The sequence below is a fragment of the Flavimobilis sp. BM9 genome (genome assembly GCF_058313055.1).
Genome location: NZ_JBZEMO010000004.1, coordinates 372,988 through 390,925, shown reverse-complemented (window position 1 = coordinate 390,925; position 17,938 = coordinate 372,988). Strand labels below are relative to the sequence as shown.

Here is a 17,938-nt window from a genome sequence, read left to right as displayed (position 1 = left end):
TTGCGGTACGAGTTGAGCGCCGCGATGTTCGTGTTGACCGAGAGAGCCATGATGTTCTCCTCCTTGACGTGGCCCGAGACACCGGCCCGTCCATGGGCCGACATCCAGCACATCGGTCAGGCCGTGCCCGATTGAAGAGTTCCGCGAGGGTTCTCGTCGTGCCGTCCGGGGCGCGGCTGCCCGCAGGTCAGGCGTTCGTGCCGACGAGCCCGGGCGCGACGATGTCGAGCTCGGCGAGCAAGGCGGCCTCGTCCTCGGGAGCGACGAGCGCGAGCGCGTCCTCGAGCGCGGGGACAGCACGCTCGTCGCCGTACGCGCTGATCGCGAGCGCTGCCGCGACCGCGCGGTCACGGGCAGAGCGCACGGTGTCCTGCGCGAGCACGACGAGGAGGCACTGCTCCTCGGCGCCGTGGCGGCGCAGCTCGGCCGACCAGTAGGCGGCGTCCTCGAGATCGATCACCGGGGCGAGCATGCTCGCCGCGGACAGCACGGTGACGTCGCCCGGCCGGGTCCGGTACATGACGCCGAGGAACTCGCGCACCGCGGCGTGGTGCGCACCGAGCACGCACGCCTGGACTAGCTCGCGCCACAGTCGTGGGGACGCCTTGGCGAGGATCCCCGAGAGCTGCTCCTCGGTGAAGCACTCGACCAGGATGGCCGGCGCGCCCGGGGCGATGTCCCGCTCGACGGCCCGGCGCGCGAGGAGCTGCGCCGGTCGGCGTCGACCGAGCTTCGCGAGCGCGGCGACCTCGACCGGGGCGAGGTCGAGCCGGTCGAGGCGCTGCCCCTGGCTGGTCACGGTGGTCGACGGGATCTTCTCGAGCTGCTCGAGCGCCGCCTCGGCGTTGCCGCGGCTCATCTCGTAGCGGGCGCGCAGGGCCTGCGCGAAGACGGGCGACTCGTCGTGCTGCTCCCACTCGGTGAGCCACAGGCGGACCTGCTCCTCGGTGCCGGAGTTGACGGCCACGGCGCTCATGCCGAAGCCGAGCAGCCAGCGCTGCCGACGGTCAGCGAGGTCCGGGAGGATCTGCTCCGCATAGCGCAGCGCCTCGGTGGGTTCGTCGGCGAGCACGAGCGACCGGGCGACGTGGACCTTGGCTGCGGCGATCTCGGCGGGAGTGCCCGAAGCCTCGACGTTCTCGAGGTTGCGCTGCGCGATCCGCAGGTTTCGCGCGCCCTTGTCGTGCGCGAGGACAGCTTCGGCGGTGTACCCGGAGTGCCGGATCGCGCAGGTGTGGAGGAGCGCGGAGCCGGTGCTCGTGCCCGTCTGCACGGGCTGCTCGTGCAGCTTGCCCTGCCACTGGCGCGTACCGCGGCGGAAGATGCGCACGCCGGTGATGACCGTGTCGCTGAAGTGGTTCGTGAGCGGGACGACGACGCCGTCGTCCTCGCCCTCGACGCGCAGGAGGAACGTGTCCTCGGGGCCACGGTCCAGACGCTTGCGCAGGAGCTTGGCGTCGCCGAGGAACACCTCGTCGGCGTCGAGCACGAGGATCCAGTCGCCGGTCGCGTGCGCCTGGGCGCGGTTGCGGGCCCCGGCGAAGTCGTCGTCCCAGTAGCCCTCGACGACGGTGTCGGAGTAGCGGGCCGCGATCTCGCGCGTCGCGTCGGTCGAGCCGGTGTCGTACACGACGACCTGGTCTGCCCACGTCGTCGACTCGAGGCTCTTGGCGAGGACCGCCTCCTCGTCCTTGACGATCATCACCACGCTGACGGTGGTCCGGGCGTTCTTCTGCACGTCGTCTCCTGGTCCTGAGGCTCTTCCGGGCGTCCGCGCGTGCCCGTCAGCCATCCCTATCGTCCGTTCCGTGCCGATGCTGAGCGGCCGGACCGCCGCTGTCGGCCCCGGTGCGGGTCCGGGCGGCGGAGGCCGGGCACCCGGAGGCGCTCCGGACACGACGACGCCCGGCCCCTGATGGCAGTCAGGGAGGGCCGGGCGTCGTCGTCGGGGGTTCGAGGTGCTCTCAGGCGAGAGCGGCGAAGCGTGCTGCGGGGACACCGTCGGCGGCGCCGAGCTGTGCGGCGGCGCCGATCGTGCCGGAGAGGGCGGTCGCGGCCGCGCGGGCGGTCGCGGCGACGTCCACGGACTCGACGTGCTCGCGCACCGCGGAGAAGTAGGCCTCGCGGCGACGGTGCGCGACACCGGCGGGGTTGGCCGGCGTCTCGACAAGCTCGGGGTCGAGGTGGACGTTCATGCCGTCCTTGAGGAGGGACATCGCCTCGCTGCGCAGCTGGCTGACACGCGACTGCGTGACGCCGAGCGTGGCGGCGATCTCGGTGACGGCGCGGTCCTCGAAGAAGATGCCGCGCACGACGGCGCGCAGACGCTCGGGGAGCGCCTCGACCGCGGCGTGGAGGTAGGTGAGGCGCTCGGCGTTGAGCGCTGCTTCCTCGGGGTCGGGAGCGCGGTCGGGGAGGATGTCGGCGATCGCGTTGTCGTAGCCGTCGATGCTGAGCACGCGGCGGGAGGCGTCGTCGCGGACCTGGTCGACCTCGGCGACGTCGACGCCCAGGGCCTCGGCGAGCTGCTCACGGGACGGCGCCCGGCCGAGCGTCGCGGTGAGCTCGTCGGTCACTGCCGCGAGGCGGCGGACCTTGGTGCGTGCGCCACGGGAGGCCCAGTCCATCGAGCGGAGCTCGTCGACGAGCGCGCCGCGGATGCGGATGGCCGCGTAGCGGTTGAAGGGGACGCCGGTCGCAGGGTCGTACCCCTCGGCGGCGCGGACGAGGGCGAGCGCGCCGGCCGACGCGAGGTCGTCGCGAGCGACGTGACGCGGGACACGAGCCATCATCTCGTTGACGTGGTACCCGATGAGTGGAAGGTGCTCCTCCACCAGGGCGTTGCGGTTGTCGTTGACTGCCATGGGCAAGTCTCATCATGCGAACAACCTCACGATCCATCCCGTGTTAAGTCGTTCTGAGGCATGAGTCGTCCACACACTCGCCACAAACGGACGCATCCCCTCCATCTGCCCAGGTCAGAGCACCCAATTGTCTAGCCACTGAACTAATCACTGTGACGCACGTCACATTCTCAATCGGGCCGGAACTTGTTCGCGTGCACATGGGTGGTACCACCCAGGTTGTTCAGCCCGATTGAAACGTTTCGAGTCACCCGAACTTGTGCACCACCTCACACCGCGCGCATCGTGGAGACACCACAACCGCGCCAGATACACCCGCGCGAAGCCCCGCAAACCGGCGATCGAATCGTTTGACCTGGTCAAACTCGGACAACCCCGGCCCTGTGGCGTGCCGGGCGCAGCGCCACGGACCGCGCCACCTGGGCAGCCGGGTGAATCGCGCCAGCAAAACACTCATCCCCCCTGCCTGTTGCCCGATGATCACAGTTGACCCCCGGAGCGCACGCAGCCTCCGACAGAGAACCCCGAGGAGCGCCATGGGAATGCAGAGCCTGTCCGCCATGCTGTGGCGCGAGCGGCAGCTGCTCGAGCTGCTGCTGTTCAAGCTCGAGGTCGAGCAGCTCCTGCTCACGAGCGGTCGCAGCCGCTGGCTCGCGCACGCCACCGACGAGGTCGAGCGCGTCCTCGAGCAGATCCGCACCACCGAGCTCGGCCACGCCGTCGAGTCCGACGCGGTCGCTGCACAGCTCGGCCTCGCCCCCGGCTCCACCCTCGCCCAGCTCGCCGAGGCCGCCCCCGCGCCGTGGGACGGCCTCCTGCGTGAGCACCGCGACGCATTCATCGACCTCACCGGTCAGATCGAGAGCCTCGCGGCGGACAACCGCACCCTACTCACCGCCTCGCACCGGGCCGCCCAGGAAACTCTCATGGCGGTCACCGAGGCTGTGCAGACGTACGACGCCACCGGCCACGCCGGTCAGGCCACCGGCTCCGCGTCCCTGCTCGACGAGACGCTCTAGGAGAAAAGCCCGCGATGACCTCCTTCTCGACCCTGTCCACGGCCCTGAGCGCCCTGACGACCCAGCGCGCCGCGCTCGACGTCGCCGGCCAGAACGTCGCCAACGTCAACACCGTCGGCTACACGCGCCAGCGAGCGGAGACCGCGTCCGTCTCCGCCATCGCCTCCGCCTCGCGCTTCTCCTCCGGCCTCCCCGTAGGCCAGGGCGTCACCGTCACCGGCGTCTCCCGGCTCGGCGACATCTTCGCGGACGCCCGCGTCCGCTCCTCGACGTCGCTCGCCTCCGACCTGCTGGCCCGCGCCGACTCGCTCACGCGCCTCGAGTCCACGATCACCGAGCCGTCGGACAAGGGCGTCGGCGCACAGCTCGCCCAGTTCTGGGCGTCCTGGCAGGACCTCTCCAACAACCCCGGCGAGGCCGCGCCCGCCCAGGTCGTGCTCGAGGCGGCGACCATGCTCTCCGACGCGATCCGCGCCGGCTACCAGGCCGTCGACACGCAGTGGACCGAGATGCGCACCCAGGTCAGCGCCCTCGTCACCGAGGTCAACACGACCGCGAACGGCATCGCTGAGCTCAACAGCTCGATCCGCTCCGTCACCGTCTCGGGCGGCAACGCCAACGAGCTCATGGACAAGCGGGACATGCTGATCCTGCGCATGTCCGAGCTGACCGGCGCGACCGCCCGCCCGATGGACGACGGCACCGTGACCGTCTCCATCGGCGGCAACCCCGTCGTGTCGGGCGACCGTGCGTACGGCCTGCACCTCGAGGGTGCGACCAAGATGACGGGCGCCGCGTCCGACGTCCCGCTCCTCGCCTGGGACCGTGACTCTGCCGGTCCCGTCTCCCTCGACGGCGGCACGCTCGCCGGCATGGTCTCGGCGCTCGCCCCGGCGAACGCTGGCGGCACGGGCGGCATGCTCGCCGAGGCGGCGCGCGCCTACGACTCCCTCGCCACGTCGCTCGCGACCAAGGTCAACGCCATCCACTCGACCGGCGTCACGACGACGGGCGCCCCCGGAGGCGCCTTCTACACGCTCGGTACCGACCCGGCCGTCCCGCCGTCGATCGCGCTCACGCTCGCGTCGACCGACTACCGCACCATCGCTGCGGCGGCACCCGGCAACGGCGCGTTCGACGGCTCGATCGCCGACCGCATCGCGCAGATCGGCACCGCCGTCGACAGCCCCGACCGTGACTGGCAGCGCTTCGTCGTCGACCTCGGCGTGAACACGCAGTCCGCCGTCCGCTCCGCGACGGTCGCCGAGAACGCTCGCTCGACCGCCGAGCAGATCCAGCTCGCCCAGACGAGCGTCGACATCGACGAGGAGACCATCAACATGCTGGCCTTCCAGCGGGCCTACCAGGGCGCCGCGCGCGTCATGACGACGGTCGACGAGATGCTCGACACGCTCATCAACCGGACGGGGGTCGTCGGCCGATGATCACGCGCATCACGCACCAGATGACGCAGCGCACGTCGCTGGAGAACATCCAGACGAACCTGCGCGCGATGTCCAAGCTGCAGGGCCAGGCGTCGAGCCTGCGCCGCATCGAGAAGCCCTCGGACGACCCGGCCGGCACGGCCCAGGCCCTGCGCCTGCGCTCCGAGAGCCGCGCGCTGAGCCAGTACGACCGCAACGCGAGCGACGGCGCCGCCTGGCTCAACACGGTCGACACCGCGCTGACCACCGCGTCGACGCAGCTCACCCGCGCCCGCACGCTCGCCATCCAGGGCTCCAACTCCGGCACGATGAACGCGCAGTCGCGCGAGGCCATCGCCCAGGAGATCGAGGCAGCACGCGACGCGCTCCTCGGGCAGGCGAACACGACCTACCTCGGTCGCGCCGTCTTCGCCGGCACCTCTGACGCCTCCGCCGCCTTCGAGCGCGACCCCCTCACCGGGACGTACACCTACAACGGCAGCGCGGGCACCGTCGAGCGCCGCATCGCCGAGGACGTCACGGTTCGCGTCGACGGGAACGGTGGTGCCGTGTTCGGTACCGGCGCCACCTCGGTGTTCGCGACGCTCGACCGCCTCGCGGCAGACCTTCGGGCAGGAGCAGACGTGTCTGGCTACATCGACGAGATCGACGCGCACCACGACGCGATCCTCCAGGAGACGGCGACGATCGGTGCTCGCACCAACCAGATCGAGGCCCAGCTCCAGGCGAACTCGAGCAAGAAGCTCGCCGTGAAGGCGGACATCTCCGCGGTCGAGGACGTCGACCTCGCCGAGACGCTCGTCAACCTCCAGGCCCAGGAGGTCGCCTACAAGGCGGCGCTCGGTGCCACGAGCCGGGTCCTGCAGCCGACGCTGCTGGACTTCATCCGATGATGGGAGCGCTGAGCATGGCAGACCCCGTGGTGCAGGCCGAGACCGAGCCGAGCTCGATCACGTTCGTCGTCGCCCCTCCCGGCCTCGACGGCCTCCACGACTTCTCGCTGCGCTCGCTGAGCGCCGAGGGCGCCCTGTTCTCGCTCACCGCGAAGGGCGCGGACGCCTCGTTCGCGGGCGGAGTCGCTCCGCGGCTGTTCCTCATCCACCCCGGCGTCTACTTCCCCGACTACCAGCCGACGATCAGCGACGAGACCCTCGCCGCGCTCGGCGCGCCGGGAGCACCCACCACGCCCGAGAACCTCGCGGTCCTCGTCGTGCTCAACCCTGGCGCCGCGCCCCAGGACACCACCGCGAACCTGCTCGCACCGGTCGTGATCGACACGACGACGGGCAACGCGCTCCAGGTCGTCCTCGACGACGGCTCCTGGCCCCTGCGCGCGACACTGCACGCGGCCTGACCCTCGCCCACTCCTACGCCTGACCACGGAGACCTTGTGGCCTACTCAGAGAACCCCACCAGCGAAGACAGCCTCAGTGCTGCCCTCAGGCAGCTCGAGTCGCAGATCCTCGAAGACGAGCCAGCCGTGTTCTTCAACCGCATGCCGCTCATCGCGGCGGACGGTCTGGTGTGGGGCTACTGCCTCGCGGTCGTCGACCCGACGAAGACTCGCGCCGGGGACGAGGAGAAGCTCGAGATTGCGCTGCACCAGCTCGACCTCGACAAGCTCGCCTACACACGCCCCCTGCTCGTGCCCGGCACCATGAACCTCCTCGACGGGAGCGTCAGGCTGCCCTCCCACGACGGTGTCCTGGGCCTCGTGATCCCGCCGGAGCTCCTGAAGGCTCCCAGCGCGGAGGAGCACATGCGCCGGCTGCGCAACGAGGGCGTGCTCACCGTCCTCAGCGACTACCGCGGCGGGGAGCGGCAGGACGAGCTGCTCCCGTTCGCGAGCCACGTCCAGGTCTCGTTCGGGTCGGACGTCCTCGACCACGCGGATCTCGTCGCGCGCGCGTCTGCGGCCGGCGTGAAGGTCATCGCCGAGGGTCTTCCGGGCGGGCTCCAGGGCTCGGCCTGGCCGACGGGCGCACAGCTCGTCATGGACGCGCGCTACGGCGCGCAGCAGCACGAGACGGAGCGTCAGCTCTCGCCGAACGAGCTCGCGTGCCTCGAGGCCGTGCGCCTGCTCGCGGAGGACGACGTCGAGCCGTCCAAGATCGCGACCGTCCTGGGCACGGACCCCGAGATGGTCATGCGTCTGCTCCACCTCGTCAACGCCTCGACCGAGGGCCTGCCGAACCGCGTCGACTCGCTGCAGCAGGCGATCGTCCTGCTCGGCGCGACCAAGATCACGGGCCTCGTCATGGCCTCGCTGATCTCGTCGACCGTCAAGAACATCGACAACCTGTGGCTGCTCATCGCCCGCGGCGCTGCGTGCCGCGAGCTGGCCGGAGGCGACGACGCCGCGTACACGGTGGGTCTGCTGTCCGCGCTCGCGAACGAGACCGGCATCCCGCCGCGTGCGCTCGCCGAGCGCACGCGCGTCTCGCGCGAGGCGTCGGCAGCGCTCATCCTGCACGAGGGCCCGCTCGGTCGGATCCTCCAGGCGGTCATCGCGCACGAGCACCACGACCCTGACGGGGTCGCGCTCGCCGGCCTGTCCCCCGAGGCTGTCGCGCTCGCCTACCTCGAGGCGATCCCGTGGGCGTTGTCGACCGTTCTCGCGACGGCCAACAACTAGCACGCACGACCATCCCACGAACGCGCGGGCCACGACCGGTGGCGCCGCGCGTTCGTCGTCCCCGGGCCTGCTCTACCAGCCGGCCTCGAGCGCGAGCGTCTCCGGTTCGGCTGCCCGCAGGACCGCCTCGATGCGGTGCCGGTCCGCCCAGTCGCCTGCGGCCAGAGCGAGACCGCGCGCGGCGCCCGCCTCGTCGCGCGCGAGCACGGGGTCTCCAGGCCACCACGCGACGTCGACGCCATCGACGGTGATCCTGTCGCAGCGCGTCCAGCCGGGCAGTCCCGCGACGGGCTGCCCAGGGTGCGCCCCCTCGGCGTGGACCGCCGGTTCAGGCAGCTCGTCGACGAACGGGGCATCGAGCAGGTCGGCGACGTCCGGACCGCCCGGCACGACGGCGCGCACCTGAGCCCAGGCGGGGTCGTCTCCCACGACGACGTCAGCAGCATCCACGACGACCGCGCGGATCCTGAGGGACGCGTCCGTGGGGCGCGAGCCCGCGCCGTCCGCCACCGGCACGGCGGCGACGACGCGCTCGGGCGGCTCCTCGCCGAGCTGCGCGACGTCGGCCAGCGCCTTCCACAGCGCCGTCGCCTCGTCCGCCGGCACTGCCGCCCCGGCTTCCGGGAGGTCCTCGAGCACGCGGGCCCACGCGGTGACGTCGAGCGCGGCGAGGTCCCCGGCACCGTCGACCGCGCCGAGCGTGCGCCACACGGCGTCGTCCACCTGCGCGTCCGCGAGGGCGTCGGGGACGCTCGGGAGGAGCGACGCACCCGCGGCACGCTCGCCACGGGACCACGGTCCCCCGTGCCGCTCGCGCAGCCACCACGCCGTGTAGCTCGGCAGCGCTCCCGGGCCCACGAGCAGCGCGGCGCGCGCGTCGCGGTCGCCTGCGACGCGTTCGAGGAGGCGGCCCCAGCGGTCGTCGGCGACCGCGTCGAGGTCGGCGACGACGGCGACGTCGCCCACCTCCTGCCCGTCGCCGAGAGCGTGCGCGAGCACGGCGAGGTAGTCGCCCCAGCGGTCCGGCCCCTCGTCGTCGGCCAGGTCGGCGTCGAGCGTCGCGACGACGTCGGGCACCGTCCGCACGACGACGTCCGCACGCACGCCGACGGCGACGAGCGGGGCCGCGCCGTGACGCTCGACGACGTGCGCAGCGACCGGCACGAGGCCATCGAACAGGTCCTCGGCGACCGAGCCGGGCAGCGACAGGTCGCGGGCGGCCATGAGCTCGCCGTCCTCGTTCTCGAGCGGCAGCCCGTCGAGGTGCGCGAACCGCGCGTCGCCGTCGACGTCCGCGACGGCGCCCACGATCGTCAGGAGCGCCTCGACGAGCCCCGTCTCCTTCGCGGTGAGGTCCTGCGGGTCGGCCGCCTCGTCGAGGGCGTCGTCGAGCGTCGCGACCGCTGCGCGCGCCGCAGCGCCGTCGAGGAGGACGCGAGGAGACGCGACGACGACGCCCAGCCGCTCGAGCACGTCGTGCACGTCCGCTGGCGCGTGCCCGGGGTCGGCGACGCTCGCGCCGAGGAGGCGCAGCGCGTCGGTGAGCCGCCCGTCGTCCGCAGGACTGTCAGGCGGGAGGAGCACGTCGCGCGGTCCGGGGGCGACCGCGCCGCCCAGGAGCGCGACACGCAGCCCGGCGAACGCCTCCACGTCGCGGCCTCGAGCGTGCGGCCGCAGCGCGCGCAGCAGCGGGCCGTCCGCGAACGGCACCTCGTCGACGACGTCCGTCAGCGTGCGGTACCGGGCACCCGCCCGGCGTGCCGCGGCACGACGTGCACGCGGCACGTGCACGAGCCCGTCGACGTGCCGCGCGAGCGCAGCGACGAGCGCGGGATCGTCCGCGGCGTCACCGTCGGTGAGCATGACGGCGTCCCCTGGCGCGACCAGCCGTGCGGCCGTGTCTCCCGTGGCGGGGACGGGAAGCACGAGCGCTGACCGGAGCGCCTCGAGCGCGTGCTCGTGCAGTGCCGCGTCGACCGCACCCGCGGGCAGCGCGGTCGGCACGAGACCGAGCGCGTCACCGCCGCGCCGTGCGACCCGCTCGGCGAGACGCGCGTACGCCTCCCCCGCCGCGCGCAGCACCGCGTCCGTAGCGAGCCCGGGGGCGACGTGCCGACGGGTCGGGTCGAGCGGGAGCGACGCGACGAGGACCGCCGGGAGCGTGCACGGCTCGTCGGTCGGTGTCGGCGCGTGCACGCGGCCCAGCCCGCCCGTCGCGCGGGAGCCGTCCGTACCGGGCGCCAGGCCGCCGTCGCCCGCACGGGCGCCGGGCGGGAGCGCCCACGTCACGGCCCACGAGGTTCGGCTCTGCTCCTCGACGGGTCGGTCGGCGAGGTCGGCGGGGTCGTGCTCGCCCGTGACCGTGACGACGTCCCAGTCGTGCGGCGGCTCGATCGTCCGATCCGTCGCTCCGTCCTCGACCCGGACGTCGTGGAGGGCCGGGAGCGCGAGGAGCGTGACAGGGTCGAGCGCGTCGAGCTGGGACCGGACGGACGCGACGGCGTCGTCGTCACGGAGCACGAGCCGGACGACGGTCGTCCAGCCGCCCTCGAGGGCCGCGGCCTCGGCGGCGACCCCGTCGTGAGGAGGGCTGACGAACGGGAGCCGCAGCACCGGCAGCGAGCCGTGGCGTGCGGCGACGGCAGCCGCGAGGGCGCGGCGACGCTCGTCGCCGGCGTCGCTCGTCCCGGCGGCAGCGTCCGCGAGCACCTGGGCCGTCTGGACGGTCGAGAACAGCACCCCGGCCGAGCCACCCGAGGCGTCCGTCGTGACGACCTCGATCTCGTCGGCGACCGAGCGCACCGCGGCGAAGCCGACGCCGAACCGTCCGACCGACGCGACCGGACCCGGCCTCGAGGCGGGTGAACCCTCGAGGCGGCCCTCGGCCGCGGAGGGCGCGGACTTGGTCGATGCGCGCATCGAGGCGAGGGCCCGGACCCCGTCGGCGGTCAGCGGCGCCCCGGTGTTGCAGACCTCGAAGACCCGCGCCTGCGGGTCGAGCCGCAGGAGCACCCGGCCAGCCGGAGCCAGGGAGGCGGACGGCGACTGCGCGGCGTCGGCCGCGTTTTGGAGCAGCTCGGTGACGACGCGGTCGCGGTAGTAGCCGCGTCCGTGGTCCTCCTCGGTGTTCGCGTCCTCGCGGAAGCGGTCGGGCGAGGCGAGCCACGCGGCGAGCGTCGCAGCACGCAGGCGCGCGGTCCCGAAGGGGTCCGCCGGGTCGTGCGCGTGCGGGCTCATCGCGGCGCTGCGATCACTCGCCGGCCGGTACGTCCTCAGCCGCAGCCGCGTCGACCTCGGCGGGCGTGGCCTCGTCCTGAGCCACGGCGTCGACCAGCGTCTCGTCAGCGCGCACACCGTCGGGCTGCGGCTCGGTGGCGGCCGCGACCGTCGCGCGCGGAGCGACGTCGACGACCTCGAGGCTCATCTCGTCGATGATCGGTGCCGGCTCGGGCCAGTCGGCGGCGTGAGCGGGGACGTCGGTCTCGGAGTGCGCGCCGCAACCGTGGTCGAACGCGACGACGCGACCGTCGTCCTGCGACCACGGGTTGGTGCACACGCCGAAGATCTGCCCGAGCTCGCCCTGGAGCGGCACCAGGAACCCGCACGTCTGGCAGTCCGCGGACGCGGCGACCGCGTGCGGGCTGCGCGGGCCCGCTGCGCCGTCGTACCAGCGCTGCGCCGCCTCCTCGATCCCGTCGTGGGAGAGGACGCGAGCCCGAGCGAGCGCAAGCTCGCCGATCGCGACCTCGTCGACCTCGTCGTCACCGGTCGGGACAAAGCCGGGCTCGAGGCGCGGGTCGTCCGCGCGGAACGGCAAGACGTCGCCCGGTCCGATGTCCCCCGGACGCAGACGCTCGGACCACGGCAGCCACTCCGGCGCGAGGATCGCGTCGACCCCCGGCAGCAGCTCGACCTCGCACACCGTCGCGCTGCGGCCGCGCGGCACGCGCGCGAGCGTCACGGTCCACGACCAGCCGCGGTAGCCCGGCATCGTGCACGCGAAACGGTGCTCGACGAGGCGCTCCGACACGATGGTCGCCCCCTCGTGCGCGCCGACGTGCTCCGCCCGGTCCGCGACCTCCTCGGCAGCAGCACGCGCGAGGTCGACGGCGCCGGACAGGACGGCGTCCGTGCGGGCGCGGGACGACTTGGCGACGGCCGTGGCCATCACGCTCATGCCTCGAGACTGTCGGCGACGATCCGCAGGGCTCCTGCGACCTTCGTGCCGCTCGCCTTCTCGGGGTAGCGGCCACGACGCAGGTCGTTGCCGACCTTGTCCAGGACCTTGATGAGGTCCTCGACGATGACCGCCATGTCCTCCGCCGGCTTGCGCGCAGCCTTGGCGACCGACGGCACCGGGTCGGTGAGAGTCACCGCGAGCGCCTGCGGGCCGCGGCGGCCGTCGGCGACGGAGAACTCGACCTTCGCGCCGGGCTTGGGCGACACGCCCTCGGGCAGCGCGGAGGCGTGCAGGAAGACCTCGTCGCCGTCGTCGGACGCGATGAAACCGAAACCTCGTTCAGTGTCGAACCACTTAACCTTGCCGGTGGGCACGTGAACCTCGGGATGTTCGTAGGGATCCGGCGCGCGGCGCCGACATCGGGCATGCGTGTCCAGGATACCGGGCCGGGTCCAGCCGCGTGCGCGGGCGCACCAGGGTGGACGTGCGCGGCCGCACCGCGGTCGTCGAGCGCAGGTGCGGGCGCAGCCCCGCCCTCCCCGGCGACGCCGTCAGCTCAGCGGCGGACGGCGTCGACCTCTCGCACCCGGGACGGGAGAACGGCCGCGGGGAGCGCGAACAGCGCGTTCGCCCCGAGGCGGCGCAGCGCCGCCTCGACGAGCAGCGCGAGCGCGACGACGACCGCCCCGCCTCCGTACAGGAGGAGCGCGAGCCCCGCAGGGTTGCTCGTGAAGGCGACCGCGCTCGCGTGGTCCCCCGTCGCCCACCACCACAACGGGACGAGCAGGAGCGGGTGCAGCACGTACACGGACAGCGTCCGCTGCCCGACGAAGGCGCCGAGCCGCGCGAGCGGCGCCACCCGCGACGCGAGCACGCACACCACGACCACGATCGGCACCGTGGCGAGGCGCGCGACGACCGCGAACACCGACGACGTGAGGTCCGCGAGCGTCCCCGCGACCGTGACGAGCACGAACGCCCCGGCCGCCGGGAACAGCCACCACCAGCGCAGGCGCGCGAACGCCGCCGCGTGCGGCGCGAGGTACACACCGACGACGAAGAACACGAAGTTGAACCCGATCCGCTCGGCCGCCCACACGTCCCAGCCGCGGATGAGGACCGCGAGCGCGCCCGCGGCGAGGATCACGACCAGAGCAGGCACGTGAAGGCGCACGATCACGATCATCACCAGGGCATAGCAGGCGAGCGCGAACAGGTACCAGAGTGACGTCGCCGGGGCGACGAGCTGCTGCACCGCGTCCGCGGCCGACGTGAACGCGTGCGGGTAGCCCGTCGTCGACGGACGCACCGCCACAGCGGCTGCGAACACCGCCCAGTACACGGCGAGCCACACCACGTACAGGTAGTACGACGAGACCGCGCGGCGCACGCTCGTCGCGTCGATCCGCGTACGCCCCGCCGTCAGGAGCCTGCGCGAGACGAGCATCCCCGACAGCAGGAAGAGGCCAGGCATGAGGAAGCGGTCCATGATCCCGTGCGCCAGGTCCCACCAGCGGCTCGTGTCTCCCACCACCGGCAGGCCTGTCGTCTCCCCGACCCACAGCTCGACGTGGAACACCACGACCAGGCACACGCACGCGGCACGCATCACGTCAGGCCATGCGAGCCGCTCCGGCTTCGTCACGGTCGCAGACGGTGGGACGCGCGTCGAGGTCATGTGGTCGAGCCAACCACCGATGCCTGCCGCCGCGACGAGTCTCACTCCGCGCCTCACTCGCGCCTGCGCGATCTTCACCCCGGCACCCGGTGCCGCCCGTCACGGGTCGCAGCGCGGGCGCACGTGTCGTTGGTAGCCTCGACGGGCTGGCTGCGTGTCTCAGGCCAGACGGTTGGGCTCGTCCGGGCCCGTGACACAAGGAGTCAACACGTGCGCATCCTCGTCACCGGCGGAGCCGGCTTCATCGGCGCGAACTTCGTCCGGCAGACAGTCCGTGAGCGCCCCGACGCCGACGTGACGGTCCTCGACGCGCTCACGTACGCGGGCAACGCGTCGTCGATCGAGGGCCTCGAGCGCGTCCGGCTCGTCGAGGGCGACATCGCGAACCTCGAGCTCGTCGACTCGCTCGTCGCCGAGTCCGACCTCGTCGTGCACTTCGCCGCCGAGTCGCACAACGACAACTCGCTCAACGACCCGTGGCCTTTCGTGCAGACGAACGTCGTCGGCACGTTCTCGCTGCTCGAGGCCGTGCGCAAGCACGGCGTGCGCTACCACCACATCTCGACAGACGAGGTCTACGGCGACCTCGAGCTCGACGACCCGGCCAAGTTCACGGCGTCGACCCCGTACAACCCGTCGAGCCCGTACTCCTCGACCAAGGCGTCGTCCGACCTGCTCGTGCGCGCCTGGGCGCGCTCGTTCGGCATCGAGGCGACGCTCTCGAACTGCTCGAACAACTACGGCCCGTACCAGCACGTCGAGAAGTTCATACCGCGGCAGATCACCAACCTGATCGACGGCGTCAAGCCCCGGCTGTACGGCAACGGTGAGAACGTGCGCGACTGGATCCACGTCGAGGACCACAACTCGGCCGTGTGGGCGATCATCGACAAGGGCCGCATCGGCGAGACCTACCTCATCGGGGCTGACGGCGAGAAGAACAACCTCGAGGTCGTGCAGCTCATCCTGCAGGAGTTCGGGTTCGCGCCCGACGACTTCGAGCACGTCAAGGACCGCCCCGGCCACGACCTGCGCTACGCGATCGACTCGACGAAGCTGCGCGAGGAGCTCGGCTGGGAGCCGCGCTTCACGAGCTTCGAGGACGGCCTGCGCGACACCGTCGCGTGGTACCGCGACAACGAGCCCTGGTGGCGAGCGGCGAAGGCCGCGACGGAGGCGAAGTACGCGGCCGCAGGCCAGTAGCAGCCGTCATCACGACGCCCTCCGTCTGGTGCTCCACGCCCGGCGGGGGGCGTCGTCGCTACCCCTCCGCCAGCGCGCGCTCGATGCCTTCCGCCAGATAGGGGCTGAGGCTGCGCGCGTACGTGTCCGTCAGGTGGTTGCCGTCCGAGTAGACGAGCGCCCCGCCGATCACGGGCGAGCAGACTCTCGCGGTGCAGAACAGGTCCGTCAGGTCGACAGTCCGGGCGTTCGGGTCGATGGCCGCGGCCTCGGCAAGCCCGTCGGTGTCGGCGAGTGCCTTCTTCCGCGGCACCGCGCACGCCGTCGCAGGCGACGGCGTTCCGGACGTCACGCAGTCGATCGCGCTCTTCGGGAGGTGGGGGTTGTCGACGAGCGCGATGATCGGGACCTCGGGGTGCGCCCGGCGTCCCCACGCGCTCACCTGCGCCTCGACGACGGTCTGCTCGAAGGTCCGCCCCGCCTCGGCGACGACCCGCCCGTTCGAGCGTGCGTGCGTGGTCACGATCCCGTCGATCGGTCCCAGGCTGTCGATCAGCTGGGCCAGCTCGCCTCGCCAGAAGGCGCACTCCTCGCGGATCGCGTCCGACGGGTGGACCGGGTGGGCGTCGGTCCAGTAGCAGCCGCGCCGCCCCGCGACGTCGATCCTCCATCCCTTCTGGAACGCGATCGCCTCGTAGGTGTCGATCAGCGCGTTGTTGTGCGAGTCGCCGACGGCGATCAGGTGCTTCGTGTAGCCGGTCTGCGGCCCGAGCGTGCAGGACCGCAGGGTCATCTCACCGCCGGTCGTCCAGCACTCGGCACGGTTCGCGTCCTTGCCCGCGAGCGACGACGAGCTCACGTACGCATCGCTGTGCACGAGCTCGGCACAGTCCGAGCCCTCGACCATGGTGGCCGCGCCGAAGCAGTCGGGGAGGTCGGCGAGCAGCTCGGCGGCGAGCTCGGCCTGCCGTGCCGACGTCTCTCGCGCCGCCTGCAGGGGCAACGCCGTCGCGACCAGCGCGAGGGACATCATCGCGAGGGACACGATCCCGACGGTGGCGGGTCGACGCGTCCCGAGCAGGCGTGGCGAGAAGCGCACCTTGTCCTCGATCCACAGCGTCGACGCGGTCGCGAGCGCGAGCGACGCGAGCGCGATGGCGATCTTGTCCACGGTCGTCAGCGGGTGCCCCGTGACGTGAGGCAGCAGCACGATCAGCGGGAAGTGCCACAGGTAGATAGAGAAGGAGACGCGCCCGACGTGCGCGACCGGTGCGAACGCCCCGGCGCGCTCGAGGAACGTCGTCCTGCCGAAAGCGATCATCAGGAGCGACCCGACCACGGGCACGGCGACGATCGCCCCGGGGAACGTGGTCTGGTCGTCGAACGCGACGAACGCGGCCAGGACGAGGAGCAGTCCAGCGGCGGCACCGACGGTCGCAGTCCGGCCTCGCGGCCGGAACCGCGACACGAGCAGCGCGAGGAGCACGCCGGCGAGGAACTCCCACGCCCGCGTCAGCGTCGAGAAGTAGGCCGTCCCGGGCGCTGAGCCGGTCTGCACCACGCACCACACGAGCGAGGACACCAGCACGACGGTGACGAAGGTCACCGCGGTGCGGTGAAACTCGGTGCGCATGCGTCGCGAGACGAGGAGGGCGAGCAGAAGGATGATCGGCAGGGCGACGTAGAACTGCTCTTCCGCCGAGAGCGTCCAGTAGTGCTGAACGGGTGAGGGCGAGTTGTCTGCGGCGAGGTAGTCGACAGCGTCCCCAGCGAGCTTCCAGTTCTGCACGTAGAGCGTGGCAGCGATCATCTCACCGTAGAACTGCTCCCAGAGTGCGCGCGGCGCCCACAGCAGGGTCGCCCCGGCGGTCACCACGATCGTCAGGAGCGCGGCCGGCAGGAGCCGCTTGGCGCGGCGGGCCCAGAACGCGCCGAGCCGGACGCTTCCGGTCTGCTCGATCTCCCGCACGAGGTGCTCCGCGATCAGGAACCCGCTGATCACGAAGAACACGTCGACGCCGACGTAGCCGCCGGTGAGGCGGTTGGGCCACAGGTGGTAGAGGAGCACGCCACCGACGGCTACGGCGCGCAGCGCCTGGATGTCAGGGCGAAAGCTGGTCGGGTGGATCCGCCGTTCTCGCGTCTCTCGGGTTCGTTCGATCGTGCTGACAGGGGTATCCACGGTCCAAGGGTAGAGGCAGACGAGGACGTGGTCCTGCCGACGTCAGCTGCGCGAGCGCAGTCCTCCGAGGAACGCCGCGACCGCCTCGGAGGTCGGCAGGAGACCCGACTCCCGGGCCTCGGCCAGGCTCGGCGCCGCCGTGTCCTTGTCCGAGAGCTGGTAGGTCAGTGGTGAGCCGTCCCGCGCGACCGTCGGCCAGTCGATGCCGACCTCTGGGTCGAGCGGGTGGATGCCGTGCTCGTGGCCCGGGTTGTACCCGGTCGAGCAGAGGTACACGACGGTCGAGTCGTCCTCGAGCGAGAGGAACGCGTGCCCCAGACCCTCCGAGAGGTAGATCGCGCGACGGTCGGTGTCGTCGAGCAGCACGCTGTCCCACTGCCCGAACGTCGGCGACCCGGCGCGGATGTCGACGACGACGTCGAGCACCGCACCCTTCGGGCACGTCACGTACTTGGCCTGCCCGGGCGGGACGTCCGCAAAGTGGATACCGCGCAGGACACCTGCCGCGGACACCGACATGTTGGCCTGCCGGAGGTCGAGCGAGTGCCCGGTCGCCTGCGCGAACGGCGCGTCCTTGAACCACTCGAGGAACACGCCGCGCGGATCGCCGAACTGCTTCGGCGTGATCTCCCACGCGCCAGGGATGCTCAGCTCGCGGTACTCCATCGGGGTCTCTCCTCGGTCGTCGGCCGGCACTGCGCCGGCTGGGCGGTACCGGGTCACCCTATCGGCCGCCCCGCCGCCGCCCGCTGG

At 72.1% G+C, this 17,938-nt stretch carries 14 protein-coding genes; 6 read left to right on the top strand and 8 right to left on the bottom strand.

The window, feature by feature from the left end:
* Window positions 1–187 precede the first annotated feature (187 nt).
* Entirely contained in the window at window positions 188–1,738 is a 1,551-nt protein-coding gene (locus tag AC4F3Q_RS09645) for a glycosyltransferase family 2 protein (protein WP_491039770.1), read from the bottom strand.
* A gap of 226 nt (window positions 1,739–1,964) precedes the next feature.
* Window positions 1,965–2,864 (bottom strand): sigma-70 family RNA polymerase sigma factor, encoded by a 900-nt coding sequence (locus tag AC4F3Q_RS09640; RefSeq protein ID WP_168448297.1) that lies wholly within the window; start codon window positions 2,862–2,864, stop codon window positions 1,965–1,967.
* 536 nt (window positions 2,865–3,400) lie between these two features.
* Here AC4F3Q_RS09640 and flgN point away from each other — a divergent pair.
* Genes flgN through AC4F3Q_RS09615 form a run of 5 tightly spaced genes read left to right on the top strand, consistent with a single transcriptional unit; the run spans window position 3,401 to window position 7,963 of the window.
* Window positions 3,401–3,883: a flagellar export chaperone FlgN gene (gene flgN / locus AC4F3Q_RS09635; protein WP_491039769.1), complete on the top strand. Its 483-nt coding sequence runs from the start codon at window positions 3,401–3,403 to the stop codon at window positions 3,881–3,883.
* A 14-nt stretch (window positions 3,884–3,897) separates the two neighbouring features.
* A complete protein-coding gene (gene flgK / locus AC4F3Q_RS09630) occupies window positions 3,898–5,328 on the top strand; it encodes a flagellar hook-associated protein FlgK (protein WP_491039768.1) in 1,431 nt (476 codons plus the stop codon).
* Entirely contained in the window at window positions 5,325–6,221 is an 897-nt protein-coding gene (gene flgL / locus AC4F3Q_RS09625; protein ID WP_491039767.1) for a flagellar hook-associated protein FlgL, read from the top strand. Before flgK ends, flgL begins: the two co-directional genes overlap by 4 nt.
* A 14-nt stretch (window positions 6,222–6,235) precedes the next feature.
* Window positions 6,236–6,682: a flagellar assembly protein FliW gene (locus tag AC4F3Q_RS09620; RefSeq protein WP_491039766.1), complete on the top strand. Its 447-nt coding sequence runs from the start codon at window positions 6,236–6,238 to the stop codon at window positions 6,680–6,682.
* A gap of 36 nt (window positions 6,683–6,718) precedes the next feature.
* Entirely contained in the window at window positions 6,719–7,963 is a 1,245-nt protein-coding gene (locus AC4F3Q_RS09615; RefSeq protein WP_491039765.1) for an EAL and HDOD domain-containing protein, read from the top strand.
* 72 nt (window positions 7,964–8,035) lie between these two features.
* Here AC4F3Q_RS09615 and AC4F3Q_RS09610 read toward each other — a convergent pair whose 3' ends face one another.
* From AC4F3Q_RS09610 to AC4F3Q_RS09595, 4 genes are all read right to left on the bottom strand, one after another.
* The gene (locus tag AC4F3Q_RS09610) at window positions 8,036–11,200 is read right to left on the bottom strand and encodes a sacsin N-terminal ATP-binding-like domain-containing protein (RefSeq protein WP_491039764.1); all 3,165 of its coding nucleotides are present in this window, start codon (window positions 11,198–11,200) and stop codon (window positions 8,036–8,038) included.
* Between the two features lie 13 nt (window positions 11,201–11,213).
* Window positions 11,214–12,140, bottom strand: a complete 927-nt coding sequence (locus AC4F3Q_RS09605) for a DUF3027 domain-containing protein (protein WP_491039763.1) — start codon at window positions 12,138–12,140, stop codon at window positions 11,214–11,216.
* Complete coding sequence (locus AC4F3Q_RS09600) at window positions 12,137–12,517, bottom strand: cold-shock protein (RefSeq protein ID WP_168448290.1); 381 nt, start codon at window positions 12,515–12,517, stop codon at window positions 12,137–12,139. The genes AC4F3Q_RS09605 and AC4F3Q_RS09600 overlap by 4 nt, the downstream gene beginning before the upstream one ends.
* Before the next feature lie 182 nt (window positions 12,518–12,699).
* Window positions 12,700–13,821 carry an acyltransferase family protein gene (locus AC4F3Q_RS09595; RefSeq protein WP_491039762.1) on the bottom strand — a complete coding sequence of 374 codons (1,122 nt, stop codon included), beginning with the start codon at window positions 13,819–13,821 and terminating at the stop codon, window positions 12,700–12,702.
* 210 nt (window positions 13,822–14,031) lie between these two features.
* Between AC4F3Q_RS09595 and rfbB the strand changes: the two genes are divergently transcribed.
* Window positions 14,032–15,024 carry a dTDP-glucose 4,6-dehydratase gene (gene rfbB / locus AC4F3Q_RS09590; protein ID WP_168448288.1) on the top strand — a complete coding sequence of 331 codons (993 nt, stop codon included), beginning with the start codon at window positions 14,032–14,034 and terminating at the stop codon, window positions 15,022–15,024.
* A gap of 58 nt (window positions 15,025–15,082) precedes the next feature.
* Here the strand turns inward: rfbB and AC4F3Q_RS09585 are convergent, their stop codons facing one another.
* Together AC4F3Q_RS09585 and AC4F3Q_RS09580 are read right to left on the bottom strand one after the other, a co-directional pair.
* Entirely contained in the window at window positions 15,083–17,185 is a 2,103-nt protein-coding gene (locus tag AC4F3Q_RS09585) for an acyltransferase family protein (protein ID WP_491039761.1), read from the bottom strand.
* Window positions 17,186–17,227: 42 nt separating this feature from the next.
* Window positions 17,228–17,851, bottom strand: a complete 624-nt coding sequence (locus AC4F3Q_RS09580; RefSeq protein ID WP_491039760.1) for a dTDP-4-dehydrorhamnose 3,5-epimerase family protein — start codon at window positions 17,849–17,851, stop codon at window positions 17,228–17,230.
* Window positions 17,852–17,938: the final 87 nt, after the last annotated feature.